Source organism: Halomonas sp. KM007 (assembly GCF_050709225.1).
Taxonomy (GTDB): domain Bacteria; phylum Pseudomonadota; class Gammaproteobacteria; order Pseudomonadales; family Halomonadaceae; genus Vreelandella; species Vreelandella hamiltonii.
On the sequence record NZ_CP136131.1, the window covers coordinates 466397 to 484244 of the forward strand.

The 17848-nt window shown below is 61.9% G+C and carries 17 protein-coding genes; 11 read left to right on the forward strand and 6 right to left on the reverse strand.

Going from position 1 to position 17848, the window contains the following annotated elements; translation table 11 throughout:
* Positions 1-6 precede the first annotated feature (6 nt).
* A complete protein-coding gene (mlaE, locus tag RVM27_RS02270) occupies positions 7-810 on the reverse strand; it encodes a lipid asymmetry maintenance ABC transporter permease subunit MlaE (protein ID WP_039177449.1) in 804 nt (267 codons plus the stop codon).
* Complete coding sequence (locus tag RVM27_RS02275; protein WP_040460708.1) at positions 811-1632, reverse strand: ABC transporter ATP-binding protein; 822 nt, start codon at positions 1630-1632, stop codon at positions 811-813.
* Positions 1633-1863: 231 nt separating this feature from the next.
* Between RVM27_RS02275 and RVM27_RS02280 the strand changes: the two genes are divergently transcribed.
* The 10 genes from RVM27_RS02280 to RVM27_RS02325 all read left to right on the forward strand — a co-directional run bounded on the left by RVM27_RS02280 (position 1864) and on the right by RVM27_RS02325 (position 8981).
* On the forward strand, positions 1864-2850 hold the full coding sequence (locus RVM27_RS02280; protein WP_498957251.1) for a KpsF/GutQ family sugar-phosphate isomerase: 987 nt from the start codon (positions 1864-1866) through the stop codon (positions 2848-2850).
* Positions 2851-2884: 34 nt separating this feature from the next.
* Positions 2885-3427, forward strand: a complete 543-nt coding sequence (locus tag RVM27_RS02285; RefSeq protein ID WP_016913484.1) for a KdsC family phosphatase — start codon at positions 2885-2887, stop codon at positions 3425-3427.
* On the forward strand, positions 3428-4012 hold the full coding sequence (gene lptC, locus RVM27_RS02290) for an LPS export ABC transporter periplasmic protein LptC (protein WP_016913483.1): 585 nt from the start codon (positions 3428-3430) through the stop codon (positions 4010-4012).
* Entirely contained in the window at positions 4009-4515 is a 507-nt protein-coding gene (gene lptA, locus RVM27_RS02295; RefSeq protein WP_016913482.1) for a lipopolysaccharide transport periplasmic protein LptA, read from the forward strand. The genes lptC and lptA overlap by 4 nt, the downstream gene beginning before the upstream one ends.
* A gap of 23 nt (positions 4516-4538) precedes the next feature.
* Positions 4539-5285, forward strand: coding sequence for an LPS export ABC transporter ATP-binding protein (gene lptB / locus RVM27_RS02300; RefSeq protein ID WP_016913481.1), 747 nt, complete (start codon positions 4539-4541; stop codon positions 5283-5285).
* 105 nt (positions 5286-5390) lie between these two features.
* The gene (locus tag RVM27_RS02305; RefSeq protein WP_498957252.1) at positions 5391-6806 is read left to right on the forward strand and encodes an RNA polymerase factor sigma-54; all 1416 of its coding nucleotides are present in this window, start codon (positions 5391-5393) and stop codon (positions 6804-6806) included.
* 97 nt (positions 6807-6903) lie between these two features.
* Positions 6904-7212, forward strand: a complete 309-nt coding sequence (gene hpf, locus RVM27_RS02310; RefSeq protein ID WP_027335376.1) for a ribosome hibernation-promoting factor, HPF/YfiA family — start codon at positions 6904-6906, stop codon at positions 7210-7212.
* Between the two features lie 4 nt (positions 7213-7216).
* The gene (gene ptsN, locus RVM27_RS02315) at positions 7217-7684 is read left to right on the forward strand and encodes a PTS sugar transporter subunit IIA (RefSeq protein WP_498940991.1); all 468 of its coding nucleotides are present in this window, start codon (positions 7217-7219) and stop codon (positions 7682-7684) included.
* 69 nt (positions 7685-7753) lie between these two features.
* Positions 7754-8686: a RapZ family nucleotide-binding protein gene (rapZ, locus tag RVM27_RS02320; protein WP_498957253.1), complete on the forward strand. Its 933-nt coding sequence runs from the start codon at positions 7754-7756 to the stop codon at positions 8684-8686.
* Positions 8687-8711: 25 nt separating this feature from the next.
* On the forward strand, positions 8712-8981 hold the full coding sequence (locus RVM27_RS02325; RefSeq protein ID WP_039177479.1) for an HPr family phosphocarrier protein: 270 nt from the start codon (positions 8712-8714) through the stop codon (positions 8979-8981).
* 6 nt (positions 8982-8987) lie between these two features.
* On the opposite strand, the gene pmbA is transcribed toward RVM27_RS02325, so the two are convergent.
* Positions 8988-10328 carry a metalloprotease PmbA/TldD family protein gene (pmbA, locus tag RVM27_RS02330; RefSeq protein WP_498957255.1) on the reverse strand — a complete coding sequence of 447 codons (1341 nt, stop codon included), beginning with the start codon at positions 10326-10328 and terminating at the stop codon, positions 8988-8990.
* Between the two features lie 96 nt (positions 10329-10424).
* Here pmbA and yjgA point away from each other — a divergent pair, with 96 nt between their 5' ends.
* On the forward strand, positions 10425-10946 hold the full coding sequence (gene yjgA, locus RVM27_RS02335) for a ribosome biogenesis factor YjgA (protein ID WP_016913474.1): 522 nt from the start codon (positions 10425-10427) through the stop codon (positions 10944-10946).
* Positions 10947-10983: 37 nt separating this feature from the next.
* On the opposite strand, the gene tldD is transcribed toward yjgA, so the two are convergent.
* From tldD to rng, 3 genes are read right to left on the reverse strand one after another with little or no spacing between them, the layout of a single operon-like run.
* Positions 10984-12438 (reverse strand): metalloprotease TldD, encoded by a 1455-nt coding sequence (gene tldD / locus RVM27_RS02340; protein WP_039177484.1) that lies wholly within the window; start codon positions 12436-12438, stop codon positions 10984-10986.
* Positions 12435-16316: a YhdP family phospholipid transporter gene (locus RVM27_RS02345; RefSeq protein ID WP_498957256.1), complete on the reverse strand. Its 3882-nt coding sequence runs from the start codon at positions 16314-16316 to the stop codon at positions 12435-12437. Before RVM27_RS02345 ends, tldD begins: the two co-directional genes overlap by 4 nt.
* Positions 16316-17779, reverse strand: coding sequence for a ribonuclease G (rng, locus tag RVM27_RS02350; RefSeq protein ID WP_039177490.1), 1464 nt, complete (start codon positions 17777-17779; stop codon positions 16316-16318). The genes RVM27_RS02345 and rng overlap by 1 nt, the downstream gene beginning before the upstream one ends.
* Positions 17780-17848: the final 69 nt, after the last annotated feature.

Sequence of the window (17848 nt, forward strand, 5' to 3'; positions counted from 1 at the left end):
CCCCAGCTATTGAAGGCCGCCGAACATGACGGCGGTTAAAACGAAATCCAGCCCCAGCACCGCCAGCGATGAGTACACCACCGTACGAGTGGTCGCCCGAGAAATGCCTTCGGACGTGGGAATCAGATCATAGCCCTGGAACACGGCGATCCAGGTCACCACCAGGGCAAACACCAGGCTCTTGATCATGCCGTTACCGACATCGTTGATGAACGAGACGCTGGACTGCATGTTGCTCCAGTAAGAGCCTTCGAAAACGCCCAGCCACTCGACGCCCACCAGATAGCCGCCCCAGATACCCACCACACTGAATCCCACGGTGAGAATCGGCAGCGCCACGAACCCGGCCCAAAGCCTCGGGGCCACTACGCGACGCAGCGGGTCGACGCCAATCATTTCCATGCTGGTCAACTGTTCGGTGGCCTTCATCAAACCAATTTCGGCGGTCAACGCCGAACCAGCCCGCCCTGCAAAAAGCAGCGCTGCCACCACCGGCGCCAGCTCCCGCAGCAACGACAGCGCCACCATCTGCCCCAACGCCTGCTCGGCACCAAAGTCCACCAGAATGGTGTAGCCCTGAAGCGCCAGCACCATGCCGATGAACAGCCCGGACACCAGCACGATAGCCAGAGAAAGCACGCCGACAAAATGCATTTGACGAAGCCACAGAGCCCACCCTTCACGGGAGGGCACGCCCACCGCCGACTGCGCCAGAAAAACGGCCGCGCGCCCCAGCGCTTCGACCATCTCGCATCCCTTGCGCCCCAATCGCGTGATGGGCGCTACCCACTGTAAGAGTCTTGACTGCATTTACCCTGCCCCGCTTGCTGGATCGTGACCGAGAATGTCTCGGTAAAGGGTGTTGCCAGGATAGTGAAACGGCACAGGGCCGTCCGGCTCACCATGCATGAACTGACTGACTCTGGGGTCCTCGTTGACATCCAGCGACGCCGGCGTGCCATGCGCCACCACCTGGCCATCGGCGATCAGGTAGAGGTAGTCGGCAATGCTCAAGGTCTCCTTGATGTCATGGGAAACCACTACAGAGGTCAGCGACATGGCCTGGTTCAAGCGCTTGATAAGCTGCACCAGTACGCCCATGGAAATAGGGTCCTGGCCCACAAAGGGCTCATCATAGAGAATCAGCTCCGGGTCCAGCGCCACGGCCCGCGCCAGCGCCACCCGGCGGGCCATGCCCCCCGAAAGCTCGGCGGGCGACAGGTGCCGCGCGCCGCGCAGGCCCACGGCCTGCAGCTTCATCAACACCAGGTCACGAATCATGGTATCGGGCAGGTCGGTATGCACGCGTAGTGGAAAAGCCACGTTCTCGAAGACATCCAGATCGGAAAACAGCGCGCCACTCTGAAACAGCATGCCCATTCGTTTGCGCAGCGCAAACAGCGCCTTGCGAGACAGCCGATGCACATCCTGCCCATCAATCAGCACGCGCCCCCGATCAGGCACCAGCTGCCCACCGATCAATTTCAACAGGGTGGTCTTGCCGGTTCCGCTGGGCCCCATGATAGCAGTGACTTTGCCACGCGGAATGCTCATGCTCACGCCACGAAAGATATCGTGGTCGCCGCGGGAAAAGTACACATCTTCCACCTGGATAAAGGGCATATCCGTCATGGGCATCACACCCCTCGCTTGCTCGCCAGTGCAGGCCTTTCAGGCCCACCCCGGCGGTTTAAAAAACAGTGTTTTCGAAATATTATCGAACATCGTATCCTAACGCTACCCACAGGAACAGCCACGCGCACCTTGCCTGCTGGCCACGGCCTGCCAGTGGTTTGGCTAAAAGCCGCCGCAAGATGTTATTCTTGAAGGCTATCAACCGTGATGACGAGAACGAGACCGACCATGCCCCAGCCCCCCACCCCACCCAGCTCACTGCGTGAAAGCGCACTGCGGACACTGCAGATAGAGCAAGCCGCGATTGGCGGCCTGCAAGCCAAGCTGGACGAGAGCTTCGACCGCGCCTGCCAGCTGATCCTGGCTTGCAAGGGTCGTGTGGTGGTGACCGGCATGGGCAAATCCGGCCATATCGCCGGCAAGCTGGCAGCCACCCTGGCCAGTACCGGCACGCCCGCGTTCTTCGTTCACCCCGGTGAAGCCAGCCACGGCGACCTCGGCATGATTACCCGGGGCGATGTGGTGCTGGCCCTGTCGAACTCAGGTGAAACCGCCGAAGTCACCGCCCTGCTACCGCTGCTCAAACGCCTGGGAACCCCCTTGATCAGCATGACGGGGCGCCCGGACTCCACCCTGGCACGCCATGCCGAGGCCCACCTGGACAGCGGCGTCGAGCGAGAAGCCTGCCCACTGGATCTGGCCCCCACCAGCTCGACGACGGCAGCGCTTGCGCTGGGTGACGCGCTGGCCGTCGCACTGCTGGAAGCACGTGGCTTCACAGCCGAAGACTTCGCCCTGTCACACCCCGGCGGCAGCCTGGGCAAACGCCTGCTGCTAAGGGTACGCGACCTGATGCACGACGGCGCGCGGCTGCCTCGGGTGGCGCTGGGCAGCCCGCTGCGCGATGCTCTGCTGGAAATTACGCGCCAGGGGCTCGGCTTTACCTGTGTCATCGACAATGAGGGTCGGCTGGCCGGGGTCTATACCGACGGCGACCTGCGCCGCACGCTGGACCAGTTTCACGACCTGCGTGACGTCAAGGTAGACGACGTCATGACGCGGCCCGGCAAACGCATCGGCCCCGACGTCCTGGCAGCCGAAGCCGTGCGTATAATGGAAGATAGTCGTATCACGGCGCTGGCCGTGGTCGATGAACAGCAGCGCCCGATTGGCGCGCTGCACATGCATGACCTGCTGGCAAGCGGCGTTATCTAACCCATGATCCAATGATGGATGATACGGAGGCTCTATGGCCCTACCTGACGCACTTTTAGATCGTATACGCCGTGTAAAACTGCTGGCCCTGGACGTAGACGGCGTACTGACCGATGGTCGCCTTTACTTCCAGGCCGACGGCGTCGAAATCAAGGCCTTTCATACCCAGGATGGCCACGGCTTGAAGCTGCTCAAGCGCGTCGGCATCCATGTCGCGCTGATTACCGGCCGTGACTCGCCCATGGTGAGCCAGCGCGCCGCAGCGCTGGGCATCAGCCATGTTCATCAAGGCTGTGAAGACAAGCTCGCCACCCTGCGTGGGCTCTGCCAGCGGCTCGGTATCACCCTGGAGCAGGTCGCCTTCTGCGGCGATGACCTCCCGGACCTGGCGCCGATCAAACGCTCGGGCATCGGCATCACCGTCCCCAACGCACCGGACTACATGCATACCCACGCCGACTGGATTACCGACCGTCTGGGCGGACATGGCGCCGTTCGCGAAATTTGCGACACGCTGCTGACCAGCCAGGGGCACTGGGACGCCGTGCTCGACACTTACCTACACGGCTCCACCTGAATGGGCATCAGGGTGAAAAAGCGCGTCTGGCTGACGGGGCTGGTCATCACCCTGGGGGGACTGCTGGTTTGGCTGGACCCCCGCGCGCCCCAGCAGCGCGAGGTAGATCCTGAGGCTCAGGCTCAGGAGCCCGGACACGTGCTGGAGAATGCCGAGATCACTCTGTTTGGTGAAGATGGCACTCTGCAACAGTCGCTGGTCGCGCCGCGACTGGTACATACCCCGCAAGCGGCGATGACCAACGTCACGTCACCGCGCGCCACGCTGTTCGATAGTGAACAGCGTGAGTGGTTGGCGGTTGCCGATACCGGTACCCTGAACACGGACACCCAGGCGCTGACGCTGGCCGGATCGGCACGGCTATTGGCACCAGACGAAGGCTGGCAGCTGGATACCGACCTGCTGCATTATGATGGCCTGGCACGTCATGCCTGGAGCGATACCCCCGTAGTGCTGCAGCAGCCGCCCCAACGTATCGAGGCATCCCGTATGGATGTCTGGCTGGACGATAGTCGTGTCAGCTTGATCAATAACGTGCGCGGCGTGCATCCGCCCGCCCCCCACTCTTCTCAGGAGTCGCCATGAACGCCCTGCTTCGTACGGCACTGCTCGCCCTTGCCGTTCCCATGGTAGTCGTAGGCGCGCTGCCTGCTACTGCTCAACAACAAGCCCCTATCGAAGTAGAGGCCGACCGCCTGGACTTGGACCAGCGCGCGGGCACGGCGGTTTACTCTGGCAATGTCGATATTCGTCAGGGTGAAATGCAGCTGCGGGGAGAGCGTGTCGAAATTCACCGCAACCAGGCCGGCGAACTCTCCCGGGCCGTCGCCACGGGCGAGCGTGCCTACCTGCGCAATCAACTGGAAGACCAGACGACGCCCATGGAAGGCTGGGCGCGCCGCATCGTCTACCACGTGTCCGAACGCCGCGTCGAGCTCATCGACCAAGCCGAACTGACCCAGCAAGGGGATCGTTTCCAGGGGGGACGGCTCGAATACTTCATCGACCGCGGGGTGGTGCAAGCGCGCTCTGATGTCAGCGGCAGTTCGCCACAGCGCATCCGCATGACCCTGCAGCCCGAACAATAGCGAGAGGACGCCCCGTGACAGCGATGACCCCCGACACCGCAGCGGTCAAGACACTCCATGCACAGCATCTGGCCAAGAGCTACAAACGCCGCCGCGTGGTCAAGGATATCAATCTGGAAATTGCCCAGGGCAGCGTGGTGGGCCTGCTGGGCCCTAACGGCGCGGGCAAGACCACCTCGTTCTACATGATCGTCGGCCTGGTGAAATCCGATGCTGGCAAGGTGGGCATCGACGATCTCGACCTGACCCGGGCGCCCATGCATGAACGCGCGCTGGCGGGTATCGGCTACCTGCCCCAGGAAGCATCGATCTTTCGCAAGCTGTCGGTGGCCGACAACATCATGGCCATTCTGGAAACGCGCCGGGAGCTGGACCGCAATAGCCGAGAAGCGAAGCTCGAATCCCTGCTGGAAGACTTCCACATCACCCATATTCGCGACAACCTGGGCATGAGCCTGTCGGGCGGCGAGCGGCGACGGGTGGAAATTGCCCGCTCGCTGGCCACCGAGCCCGCCTTCATTCTACTGGACGAACCTTTTGCTGGCGTCGACCCCATTTCCGTGGGCGATATCAAGTCGATCATACGCGCGCTCAAGAAGCGCCATATTGGCGTGCTGATTACCGACCACAACGTGCGTGAAACCCTGGATATCTGCGATATTGCCTATATTGTTGGCGACGGACACATCATAGCCAGTGGAAACCCCCAGGAAATTCTCAATAACCAGAAGGTGCGCGACGTCTACCTGGGCGCCGACTTCCGCCTTTAAATAATGGCCCACGAAGACATTTTATTTAGTGGCATGCTTATTGCACTTGCACCAAACGGAGAGTCGCTCTAGGGTGGAGCTTTCTGATTAACGAGTGGTTCTCAGATGGTCATGAAAGCTTCTCTTCAACTGCGCATCGGCACACAGCTGACCATGACACCTCAGCTGCAGCAGGCCATTGCGCTGCTTCAGCTATCGACGCTGGACCTTCGTCAAGAAATTCAGCAGGCGCTGGATGCCAACCCCATGCTCGAACAGGAGGATGAGTTTGGCGAACAGGCGGTCAGCGAGCCTCAGGAAGCCGAGTGGGCAGACAGCATTCCCAACGAGCTCTCCGTGGACAGCGACTGGTCCGACACCTACCAGGACATGGGCAGCGCGGGCGGCAGTAGCGAAGGCCCGGACTTCGAGCGCCAGGCGGCCGGGCAGAGCCTTCACGGGCACTTGCTCTGGCAACTGGCCATGACCGACTTCTCTGCGCGTGAGCAAGCCATTGCCGAGAGCCTCATCGATGCGCTGGATGCCAACGGCTATCTGACCCAGCCGCTCAACGACATCCGCGAGGGGCTCAAGGCGCAGGGCCACGATGGCCTGAGCCAACGCGAGGTCGAAAACACCTTGCTGCGCCTGCAGCAGTTCGAGCCTACTGGCGTGTTCGCCCGTGACCTGCGCGAGTGCCTGATGCTGCAGCTGGCCGCGCTACCCGAAGACACTCCGCTGTTGATGCCCGCCAAGCGTCTGGTACGCCAGTTTCTCGAAGCGCTGGGCAAGGACGACATGCGCCTGCTGAAACGACGCCTGAGCCTCGATGACGAGCAGCTGGACGATGTCATTCGTTTAATCCGCAGCCTTGACCCTCGCCCCGGAAGCGCCTACGGCGTCACCGACGACAGCTATGTGACGCCGGACCTGGTGGTACGTCACGATCACGAGGGCTGGCATCTGGAACTCAACCCGGAAGCGCTGCCTCGGCTACGTATCCAGCCCGACTACGCCAGCCTGATCAAGCGCGCCGACAAGAGCCAGGACAACCAGTTTTTGAAAGAGCACCTCCAGGAGGCTCGCTGGCTGATCAAGAGCCTGTCGAGCCGCAACGACACGCTGCTGCGCGTGGGGCGCGAGATCATTGCCCGCCAGATAGGCTTCCTCGAGCAGGGTGAAGAGGCCATGAAACCGCTGATTCTGGCCGATATCGCCGAAGCGGTGGAGATGCATGAGTCGACCATCTCGCGGGTCACTACCCAGAAATACATTCATACCCCGCGCGGGGTGTTCGAGCTCAAGTACTTCTTCTCCAGCCAAGTCAGCGGCCAGGAAGGTGGCGACAGCCATTCCAGCACGGCCATTCGAGCACGCATCAAGAAACTGATTCAGGACGAGCCTCCGGGCAAGCCACTCTCCGACAGCCGTCTGGTCACCCTGCTGGAAGCGGGCGGCATCACCGTGGCCCGCCGCACCGTGGCCAAGTACCGTGAGTCGATGGGTATACCTTCGTCGAGTGAGCGCCGTCGTTTACGCTAGTTAAACGCTCTCGCCCAACAAACTCTCGACGAGGGCTTTGCAATGGCCCAAAAAGGGTTACAATCGAAGTACAGTCCGATGGATAAGGAGCACGTCAATGCAAGTAAACATCACTGGTCATCACGTTGAACTGACTGACGCCTTGCGTGACTACGTAAACGAAAAGCTGGAACGCGTTGAACGTCACTACGACAACATCACGACCGTCCAGGTCACCTTATCTGTTGAAAAGGAGCGCCAGCAAGCCGCCTGCACCCTGCACGCAGCAGGAGCCGACCTTCATGCCGAAGCGCTGGACAACGACATGTACGCAGCCATTGACGCCCTGGCGGACAAAATCGACCGTCAGCTCGTAAAACACAAGGAAAAAGCACAAGCCCGCGCCCAAGGCGCTGGCGTGCGTTAACCCGATGATGTTGGAAACCATTCTCCCCCCGGAGCGCGTGCTGTACGACGTGCCCGGGGGCAGCAAAAAAAGGGTGCTGGAGTTTTTCAGCACCTTTATCGCTCAAAACACGCCCAGCCTGGATAGCCAGGAAGTCTTCAGTCGATTGATTGGCCGTGAACGGCTGGGCAGTACCGGCATCGGCAATGGCGTGGCCATTCCCCACGCACGCAGTCCTCACTGCAGCACGCCGATTGCTGGGTTTCTCAAGCTGGCCGAACCCGTCGACTTCGATGCCATCGATGGTGACCCCGTCGATCTGGTGTTCGTGCTGCTGGTACCCGAAGAAGCCGATGATACGCATTTGGCGCTATTGGGTCAGGTCGCCACGATCATGAACGACGCAGCCACACGCCAGCAATTGCGCAATGTCAGCAGCCAGCGTGAACTGCTGACGCTGTTGACCGACAAGATTCGCGAGCAGGCTGCCTAGCGCAGCCTTTGCCGGGCAGCAAGGCCGACGGTAACCCTCTATTCCTTCTCAAGCCAAGAGAGATGCGCTATGCAGCTGGTGATCATTAGCGGCCGTTCAGGGTCCGGTAAGTCCATCGCCCTACAGGCGCTGGAAGATCTTGGCTATTACGCCATCGACAACCTGCCTGCCATGCTGCTGGGCTCGCTGGTCGATGAACTGCGTCAACAGGGCGGACGTACTCATTTGGCCGTCAGCATCGATGCGCGCAACTTGCCTACTGCACTGGAACAGTTGCCTGCTCTGCTGGAAGAACTACGCCAGCGTCAGATCCGTTTTCAGGTCATCTACCTGACCACGGACGCGCGCATTCTGCTGGAGCGCTACTCGGCCACCCGTCGGCGCCACCCGCTGACCCGGGATAGCGACATGACCCTGGAAGAGGCCATCAACAAAGAAGAAGAAACCCTGCTCGAGATTCGGGACCTGGCTGACCTGCTGATCGACACGTCGCGTCTTTCGGTACACGACCTACGCCGCCGCATCACCGATCAGGTTGCTCATCAGCGGCGTGACCAGTTGACCCTGACGTTCGAATCTTTCGGCTACAAACGGGGCGTACCCATGGATGCCGATATCGTGTTCGACGTGCGCTGCCTGCCCAACCCCTACTGGGACCCCAGCTTGCGGCAGTTCACCGGACGCGACGCCAATATCAAGGCCTTCTTGAGAGGCTACCCCATCGTCGATGACATGCGTGACGATATTCATGCCTGGCTGGAGAAATGGCTACCTGCTTACCAAAGCAGTCAGCGCAGCTATATGACCGTGGCCATTGGCTGTACCGGCGGACAGCATCGCTCTGTCTACATGGTCGAGCAACTGGCGCAATCGCTGGTCAAGCGCACTGGCGCTATTCAGCTCAGACACCGGGAATTGGGCTTGCAGTACACGCTGAGCGAATTACCCGCTACCGTCGATGCCGCTTCTTCCACCCCTCCCAGCGACACGAAGTCGCCCTGATATCACTCGGCAAAAAGGAATCAGAGTGCCTGAAAGAACCTTAACGCTGACCAACCAACGCGGCCTTCATGCCCGCGCCGCCACCAAACTGGTCAAGTGCGGCCAGCAGTTTTCAGCCCGCATCCACGTGTACAAACAGCAGCAAAAGGCCGATGCGGCCAACATCATGTCGCTGCTGATGCTGGCGGCCCCCTGCGGCACGTCACTCACCATCACCGCAGAAGGTGAAGACGCCGACCAGGCCCTGGATGCCATTCAGGCCCTGTTCGACGCACGTTTCGACGAGGATCAGTAACCCTCGTTAGCTGCCCGCCACCGTCATGGCATCCACCAGCCAGCTGCCGGTATGAATGCTGCCACGCGTATCGGTATCATCGCCAATCCCCATCAGGCCAGCGAACATGGTGTTGAGATTGCTGGCAATGGTGAACTCTTCGATGGGGTACTGTACCTCGCCATTCTCGACCCAGAAACCGGCCGCACCGCGAGAGTAGTCCCCCGTTACGCCATTGACCCCCTGCCCCATCAGCTCGGTGACCCAAATACCCCGCCCCATCTGCTGCAACAGCTCGTGACGCGGTGTCCGCGGGGCCAACAGACGCAGGTTACGCGCTCCGCCAGCGTTCCCCGTCGACTGCATACCCAGGCGACGCGCGCTGTAGGCAGACAGCATGTAGCTGGCGATCCTGCCCTGCTCGATGAAACGGTTATCCCGGGTCTGCACACCCTCGGCGTCGAAGGGTGAGCTGGCCGTGGCGCCGACTTCCATGGGGCGCTCCTCCAGCCCCATCCACTCCGGGAAAAGCGGGCTACCCAGACGATCACACAAGAACGATGCTTCACGATATAACGCCCCGCCCGCCAAGGCGCCCATCAGGTGGCCTACCAGGCCTGCGGCCAGGGTTGGGTCGAACAGCACGGGAAACGTACCGGTGGGCGGCTTGCGCGCACCCAGCCGCCGCAGGGTGCGTGCGGCCGCTTCGCGCCCGACGTCCTCCGGGTCACGCAGCTGTACGGGATTGCGCGCCGACGTGTAGTCATAGTCGCGCTGCATACCCTTGTCATCCTGGGCGATCAGCATGCAGGACAGCGAATGGCTGCTGCCCTTTTGGGTACCTAGAAAGCCATGGCTATTGGCGTAGACCCGCACGCCCTCGCCACTGGACAACGAGGCACCTTCGGACTGGTGAATACCGTCCACGCTGCGCCCCGCCTGTTCACAGCGCAGCGCCAGCTCGATGGCCTGCTCGGTCGAGAGCGCCCACGGGTGGTGCACCTTGAGATCCGGCAACCGGGTCGCCATCAGCGCAGCGTCTGCCAATCCGGCAGCAGGGTCTTCGCCGGTATAGCGCGCAATTGCCAGGGCCTTTTCCACCGTGGCGCGCAGCGAGGCGCTGCTGGCATCCGTGGAAGAGGCGCTCCCCTTGCGCTGGCCAACGTAGACCGTAATGGCGATTCCCTGGTCACGGGAAAGCTCGACGGTCTCGACCTCGCCGAGTCGTACGCTGACGCCCACCCCCTGGTCGACACTGGCGCCTACTTCAGCGGCATCGGCGCCCAGCGTTTTCGCCAGGCCAAGGGCTTCTTCCGCCCGCTGCGCCAGTAGCGCCTGCTGCGCTGCTGCATCAAATGCCTGTGCCATGTGGTCTCCTTTTCGCCTCAATTGCATTGGCGAATCAATGTTATGGTCGCAGCCTGATATAATGCTGCCGACGAATCCAAATCAGTGAGTGTCTGTATGCCTAAGCAACGCCCCGAGCCCCTCGATATTGACGAGCAGGAAGAGCGTCCCAGTAAATCCCAGCTCAAGCGTGAAATGCATGCTCTTCAGGCGCTTGGCGAAACCTTGATTGCCATGAAACCCGCCGAACGAGCGCGTTTTCCGCTGTCTGACGACATGCTGCGGGCCATCGAGGAAACCTCGCGCATCCGCTCCCATGAAGGCCGCCGCCGCCACATGCAGTACGTAGGCAAGTTGATCCGCAAGGAGGATCTAGCCGCCATCCAGGGGGTATTCGATGCCATCGAGCAAGAGAAAGAGCAGCGCGACCATGCCTTCCATCGTCTGGAAAAATGGCGTGATCGGCTGGTCGACGAGGGTGACGACGCCGTCGACCTGTTCCTTGCCGACTACCCCGATGCCGACCGCCAGACCCTGCGTCAGCTGGTGCGTAACGCCCGCAAGGAGCGTGAGCAGGGCAAACCGCCGACCAGCGCGCGCAAGCTGTTCAAGCACTTGCGCGATACGCTGGCGCTCTGACCCCCCCACACCAACGATGACGAGCTGCGCTGTCTGACTAGCCGGATTGCGTGCCACCGACGGTCAGCTCGTCCAGCTTGAGGGTGGGCTGCCCAACGCCTACCGGCACGCCCTGGCCCTCCTTGCCGCATACCCCAATCCCGGTATCCATGGCCAGGTCATGGCCAATCATGGACACTCGTCCCATCGCCTCAGGGCCATTGCCGATCAGCGTGGCGCCCTTGACTGGCGAGGTGATGCGGCCATCTTCGATCAGGTAGGCTTCGCTGGCTGAAAACACGAACTTGCCCGACGTGATATCTACCTGCCCGCCACCGAAGCTGACCGCGTAAAGGCCGCGCTTGACGCTCTTGATGATGTCTTCCGGCGCATCTTGCCCGGCCAGCATCACCGTGTTGGTCATACGCGGCATCGGCAGGTGGGCAAAGGACTCACGCCGCGCGTTCCCGGTTGGCGCCATGTTCATCAATCGCGCGTTCAGCTTGTCCTGCATGTAGCCGGTGAGAATGCCATCCTCGATCAGAGGGGTGTACTGGCCCGGCGTGCCCTCGTCATCGACGCTGAGCGCCCCGCGGCTATCCATGACCGTGGCATCGTCTACCACGGTGACGCCCTTGGCCGCCACGCGCTGGCCCATTCGCCCGGCGAAAGCCGAGCTGCCCTTGCGATTGAAGTCACCCTCCAGGCCGTGCCCGACCGCCTCGTGCAAGAGGATGCCAGGCCATCCAGCGCCAAGCACCACGGGCATCTGTCCAGCGGGTGCATCCACCGCTTCCAGGTTGACCAGCGCCTGACGCACGGCCTCCTGGGCATAGCGCTCGGCCACCCCCTCATCGCGCAGGCGAGCCATGGAGTAGCGCCCACCGCCACCGGCGCTACCCCGCTCCCGACGGCCATTCTTGGCCGCGATCACGCTGACATTGAAACGTACCAGCGGTCGCACGTCCGCCGCCAGGGTACCGTCGCTAGCGCGCACCAGCACGACTTCGTAGGTGCCGGACAGCGAGGCACTGACCTGGCTGATGCTGGGGTCGGCAGCGCGCGCGACGCGGTCGGCCTGCTTCAGCATGGCCACCTTCTCCTCGGCGCTCAGCCCTGCCAGCGGGTCGATACCTGCATAGCGCGCCGCTGCGCTTACCGGCACGACACGCTGGCCAGGCAACTGCTTGCCACTGCGCACGATGCCCGACGCGGTGCGTCCGGTATCCATCAGAGCATCGGCAGTAATCTGGTTGGAGTAGGCAAAGCCGGTTTTTTCGCCGGCCAGCGCCCGCACACCGACCCCGCCATCGATGTTGTAACTCGCTTCCTTGACCTCACCGTCTTCCAGCACCCACCCCTCCTGCCAGGTGCGCTGAAAGTAAAGGTCAGCATAATCGATGCCTGCCCCCATGGCGTAGCCAAGGCCCGTATCCAGGGCTTCCAGATCGAGACCACCCGGCGTTAGCAAAATGGAAATTGCAGACTCTATATCGCTTGTGTGTGCGGTCATTGAGGGCCTTCTAAAGTAACCTGCGGCGAGGTCCAGGGACCTCGCACGCGATAATGAATGGTGGTGGCCTGGGCCAGTGCGTCACCAAAGAGCTGGTCGGCAATAAAGAGCGCCCCACCGACGATGGGAGCACCCACCGCGATTGCAGCGATAGGCAGACTTTGGCTCACTGGCAGTGTGACGCCAAGACGCTGATCGAGTTCGCGCTGCAAGAGATTAACATTTCCTGTCAGCGTAAAGGTCGTGGCAGGGGCATCAATTTGTAGGGGGCCACGCAGCAACAGCTGCCCTTGGGCCACGTCTGCCGTGCCATGCACCCGATCGAACGCCGTTCCCTGCCCGGTCACATCCGAAAAATCAAAGCGCAGTCTGCGCAGAATGTTATCGAAGTTGAGCAGCCCCACCAGCCGAGCAGGTGCCGAGTCGAGCATCACGAAGCGCCCGTCACGAATATCCGTGCTCAGCTCTCCACCTGCGCGGGCCAGCGCAAACTGCCAGGGTGCCCCCGCCCAGGCAAGCTCGGCGGCCACGTTGGTGGTGCGGCTGCGCATGGCAACGGGCTGCCCCAGACGCTCCAGGGCAGTGCCTAGATCTCCCCCCTGGATCGTCAGGTCAGCGCGGGTGCGGCTGGTCACCGGATTACCTTCCCAGTGCAGCTCGCCACGCGCCGAGAGCTGCCCCAACGTCAGCCCCACCGGCGCAATGGAAAGCCCCTGAGCGCTGGTCTGCCAATAAGCGGTCAGGGGGCCATAAAGCCCGTCACCCACACTGAGCTCGGCCAGTCGCAGCCGTCCATTGGGTACGGATGCCAGCCAATCGGGGATAGCGGCTGGGGCGGCGTATTCGGTAGTGATCTCGTCGACCCAGGAGCCCGGCGTGGGCACCTCTCTCGACGACGCCTCGCTCGCGGCCTCTTCGCTGGGCAAATCAAGCAAACGGTCAGCGGCCAGATAGCTCACTACCACATCCAGTGGGCGCGACTCCCGTGGCTGATAGTGCACACGACCGGAGAGCAGCTCACCGTTGATTTGCAGCTGTGCCCGGTCCGTCTCGGCGCTACCGGAAGCCGTCATGGCGCCCAGACACTCGTCGCGATAACGCAAGCAGGAGGTTCTCAGCACGGCTTCGAGGGTCGGCAACGCCCCGGACGTCGGCGGACCACCCGCCCCATTGTCGAACAGCGGCGACAAGGCCTGCTGCCAGGCCAAGGGATCAATGGTGTTTAGCGATGCATCGATTTTCCAGCCTGGCTGCTGGGGCCATTCCACCAGCGGTGCCACGCTGCCCAGCGCGACCTCGCCCATCACACCTTCTGGCTCTCTGAGCGCCAGACGCATGGCCAGCAGATCAGCTATCCGCACCTCTCCTCTGGCACTGGAAAAATCAGCGCGCACCCGTAACGGCCAGGGCTGCTCGGCGCGTTTATCGAACGGCTCGGGCAGCTGACTGGTCAGCCCAACCAGCTGGCTTTGCAAACTCAAGGTCGGGGTGTCTTCCCAGTTCACCTGGCCTTCCCAGGTCGTTCGCCCACGCAGTACTTCGCGCGCCGTGTCCGGCATGCCTGACAATGCCCAGAGCGCTGCGCTGTCCACATCGCCGCTGAGCTGCACCCGCTGCCGATCTTCATCAAAGTCGGCCCGGATTCCCCCACCTTGCCAACGCCCCTGCAGGTTACCCAGCAGCGCACGCTGCTCGCCCGACTGCTGCCAGTTCACCTCGCCTTCGACCTGACGCAGTGACAAGGGTAGCGGTTGGTAGCGCACGACCTCCAGAGAAGGCACCACGTTGATATCCAGCGACAGTCCTTCTGGATGTTCCAAAGGCACGACCGCCGCCAAGGAGCCTTCTACCACGCCTTCGGCACTGAGCTCGTCGAGCGGTAACCCGCCCGCCTCTGGTGTGGCCTTGAGAAAGCGCAGCAGAGAGGCGCCATCACTGTGCAACTGTCCCGACAGTCGCAGCACGTTGTCCTCATCCAACTGGACGGCCCCCTCGGATAGCTGGACACCCTGGCTCTGTGCACTCGTCACTTGTGCCTTCAGCTCTCCACCTTGCCATATCAGGCGACCATCGACGTCTTCCAGCAGAGGCCAACCATTGGCAATCGGCAAGTACCCCTCGCGCACCAGCAGCGCCAGCGTGGCGGAAAATGGCGGTGCACTACCGGGTTCTCCAAACGGCAGACTCATCCTGAGCGCCCCCTGCGGCACTCGGCCACCGATGTCGTTTTGCAACCATTCCCGCAGCGCCGGCTCGAAGGCGCCAAGCGGTAGCCATTGGCCTAGCGGGCGCTCTACGGCATCGACATTCTCGAAGGCGAGGTCGAGCCCAAACTGACCACGCTGCTGCCCCGTGATCAGGCCGAAGCCGCCCGCAATACGCGCACCATCCCAATCGACTTGCAGCTCACGCCCGCTGATCATGGTACGTGGGCCATCGTAGACCCACTCCACCACCCCCTCGGCATGCCCCAGCTGCATGGGCGTTTCGAACAGCTGGGGAAAATAGAGTTCGCTGTTGCCCGCACTGCTGAAGGTCACCCGGCCACGCAGGTCACGCGCCTGCACCCAGGCATCCAGCGGGCCACCACCGGGAGCCTGCTGCCACGGGTCGACCGCCACGTTGGTCAGCGCGGCATCGACCCCCCAGCGCCCTTCACGCTGCCCTAGCCGCAGCCCCTGCACTTGCCCTCTGGGGGCCAGGGTTTGCAGCACCCGCGTCAGCGACTCGGGTAACAGGGCGTACTCGCGCCAGGCGGCTAGCGAGGCCAGTTCGAAGGCGCTGGTGCGCAGTTCCCAATGGCCGGGCTCGTGGGCCAGATACCAGTGGTAAGGTAGGGCAGGACCGTCACTGATGCCCTCTGGCTGTGCCCACTCGACGCTTTCTGCGTTGCCGCTCAGCCAGGCTTCACCGCCCTCCCCGTTGCGCTGCCACTGCCCGGAGGCCTGAATGTTGCGCAGCACGGCATACTCCACATCCCGGCGCAGGGTCAGCTCGGGCATATCGACCGCAAGTCGGGCATCCTCAAGGCGCCCTTCTCGCCAGCGTCCCCATAACTGCACCTGACCGCCCGCCTGCTCCAGATAGGGCATCTGCTCGGGTCGAAACAGCGCTGCCAGCACCACCAGATGATCCAGCTGCATATTCATCTGCAGCGCGGCCGAAAAATCACTCAAGCCACGCGCACCTGGCTGCATCTCGGCGGCCATGGTGATGGCAGGCAGTGCCGCGGCTTCCTGGTCGGGGTCTTCCACGACATTCAGCTCGCCAGAGAGCCGCGTCCGACGCTCGTCGCCATCCAGCACCAGCGACGGTGCATGCAACAGCACCGTCTGCTCACGCCCATGCAGCAGCACGCGGCTGTTGTCTACCCACAGACGCTGCCGGAGCAACAACCCAGCCCAGGCGTCGATCAACGCCAGATCGATATCCGGCTGCGGGGCCATGCCCAAGGGAAGCCTGGCGGGCGCCGGCCATCCCCAGGTGGTTCCAGGGGTTTGATAGAGGTGGAACTCGAGGCCCGCCATGCGGGCATCGCTGAAAATGGGTGCCCAATGGCGCAGGCTCGCCAAACCATCCAGGCGTAAATGCACGCGCTCGACGGCAGCCAGCGGGTCGCCTTGAGGGGTATCGATACGCAGGTCTTCGAGCAGGAAACGCAGATCATTGCGCGCCAACGAGAGCGATACTTGCCCGATACTCACCGGTGCACCGATTCTGGCTTCCAGCACGGCTTCGATACGTGGCGCGAGTGCCTCGCTCTGGCTTAGGGCCACGCGCAGCGTCACCAGCAGTAACGCCAGCAGGCCCAGCAGTACTGCCAGCGTCACCAGTACGACGCGAAGCGAGAGGCGGAGTAAGGAGCTTGACGCAGCCATCACATGAGTACGATATCGTACTGCTCTTGGGAGTAGTGCTGCTCGACCTGAAAGCGAATGGTCTTGTTGATGAAGGTTTCCAGGTCAGCCACGGCCGCCGACTCTTCATCCAACAAACGATCCACCACCGGCTGAGAGGCCAGCACCATGTAGGTTTCTGCGCTGTAGGCACGCTCTTCACGCAGGATTTCGCGGAAGATTTCGTAGCAGATGGTTTCAGGGGTCTTCAAGGTACCGCGGCCGGCGCAGGTGGGACAGGCCTCGCACAGGGTTTGTTCGAGACTTTCCCGCGTGCGCTTGCGAGTCAGCTGCACCAGCCCCAACTCGGTTACCCCGGTACATTTGGTTTTTGCATGGTCACGCTCCAGCGCCTTTTCCAATACGCGAAGCACCTGACGCTGATGCTCGACATCCACCATGTCGATGAAGTCGATAATGATGATACCGCCCAGGTTGCGCAGCCGTAACTGACGGGCAATGGCCGTCGCGGCTTCCAGGTTGGTCTTGAAAATGGTCTCTTCCAGATTGCGATGACCGACGTACCCACCGGTGTTGACGTCGATGGTCGTCATGGCTTCGGTAGGGTCGATGACCAGATAGCCACCGGATTTGAGCTGCACCTTGCGCCCCAAGGCTTTCTGAATCTCGTCTTCGACGCTGTAGAGGTCAAAAATCGGCCGCTCGCCCGGGTAGTACTCGATACGGTCCACCGCGTCGGGCATGAACTCTTCGGCAAATTCGACCAGCTTGACGAAGTTTTCCCGGGAGTCGATGCGTACTTTTTCGATATCATCGCGCATGACGTCACGCAGGGTGCGCATGAACAGCGGCAAGTCGTCGTAGATCACGCTAGGCGGGGAAGCGGTGATCTTGCGCTCGCTGACCTTGCGCCAGATACGCAGCAGAAAATACATGTCGCTGGCCAGCTCTTCATCGCCCACGCCTTCTGCCGCCGTACGCACGATGAAGCCACCCGTCACGTCGATGGTCTGTTCTGCGATGCTCTTGTCCAGCAGCGCTTTCAGCCGCTCACGCTCGCGTTCGTCTTCGATGCGCTGGGAAACGCCATGGTGAGGCGAGTCCGGCATGTAGACCAGGTAACGCGAAGGAATCGAGAGATGGGTAGTCAGCCGCGCCCCTTTCGTGCCGATAGGGTCCTTGGTGACCTGCACGACCAGGGCCTGGCCTTCGTGCAGCAACTGCCCGATGGTCTGCTGCTCATCGCTAGGGGTGCCGGGCGGCATCACTTCATGGGCATGAATGAAAGCGGCGCGTTCAAGGCCAATATCGACAAAGGCAGCCTGCATGCCAGGCAGTACGCGAACCACTTTGCCTTTGTAGATATTACCCACGATCCCACGGCGACGAGAACGCTCGATGAGCGCCTCCTGCAACACGCCATTTTCCACCAGCGCGACGCGGGTCTCCATGGGCGTCAAATTGATAAGGACTTCACCGCTCATGCACAATTCCTTATTGAATATCCGGTTCCTTGCCAGCGCAGCGGTCGTCGCCAGGTACCAGTGCGGGCC

Bases quoted from the DNA above. Each gene is read 5' to 3' on its own strand.
- lptB (WP_016913481.1), top strand. From the start codon at position 4,539: ATGACCCCCGACACCGCAGCGGTCAAGACACTCCATGCACAGCATCTG.
- RVM27_RS02280 (WP_498957251.1), top strand. From the start codon at position 1,864: ATGCCCCAGCCCCCCACCCCACCCAGCTCACTGCGTGAAAGCGCACTG.
- RVM27_RS02275 (WP_040460708.1), bottom strand. From the start codon at position 1,632: ATGACGGATATGCCCTTTATCCAGGTGGAAGATGTGTACTTTTCCCGC.
- RVM27_RS02285 (WP_016913484.1), top strand. From the start codon at position 2,885: ATGGCCCTACCTGACGCACTTTTAGATCGTATACGCCGTGTAAAACTG.
- tldD (WP_039177484.1), bottom strand. From the start codon at position 12,438: ATGACCGCACACACAAGCGATATAGAGTCTGCAATTTCCATTTTGCTA.
- RVM27_RS02345 (WP_498957256.1), bottom strand. From the start codon at position 16,316: ATGGCTGCGTCAAGCTCCTTACTCCGCCTCTCGCTTCGCGTCGTACTG.
- ptsN (WP_498940991.1), top strand. From the start codon at position 7,217: ATGATGTTGGAAACCATTCTCCCCCCGGAGCGCGTGCTGTACGACGTG.
- yjgA (WP_016913474.1), top strand. From the start codon at position 10,425: ATGCCTAAGCAACGCCCCGAGCCCCTCGATATTGACGAGCAGGAAGAG.
- RVM27_RS02305 (WP_498957252.1), top strand. From the start codon at position 5,391: ATGGTCATGAAAGCTTCTCTTCAACTGCGCATCGGCACACAGCTGACC.
- rng (WP_039177490.1), bottom strand. From the start codon at position 17,779: ATGAGCGGTGAAGTCCTTATCAATTTGACGCCCATGGAGACCCGCGTC.
- mlaE (WP_039177449.1), bottom strand. From the start codon at position 810: ATGCAGTCAAGACTCTTACAGTGGGTAGCGCCCATCACGCGATTGGGG.
- rapZ (WP_498957253.1), top strand. From the start codon at position 7,754: ATGCAGCTGGTGATCATTAGCGGCCGTTCAGGGTCCGGTAAGTCCATC.
- lptA (WP_016913482.1), top strand. From the start codon at position 4,009: ATGAACGCCCTGCTTCGTACGGCACTGCTCGCCCTTGCCGTTCCCATG.
- hpf (WP_027335376.1), top strand. From the start codon at position 6,904: ATGCAAGTAAACATCACTGGTCATCACGTTGAACTGACTGACGCCTTG.
- pmbA (WP_498957255.1), bottom strand. From the start codon at position 10,328: ATGGCACAGGCATTTGATGCAGCAGCGCAGCAGGCGCTACTGGCGCAG.
- lptC (WP_016913483.1), top strand. From the start codon at position 3,428: ATGGGCATCAGGGTGAAAAAGCGCGTCTGGCTGACGGGGCTGGTCATC.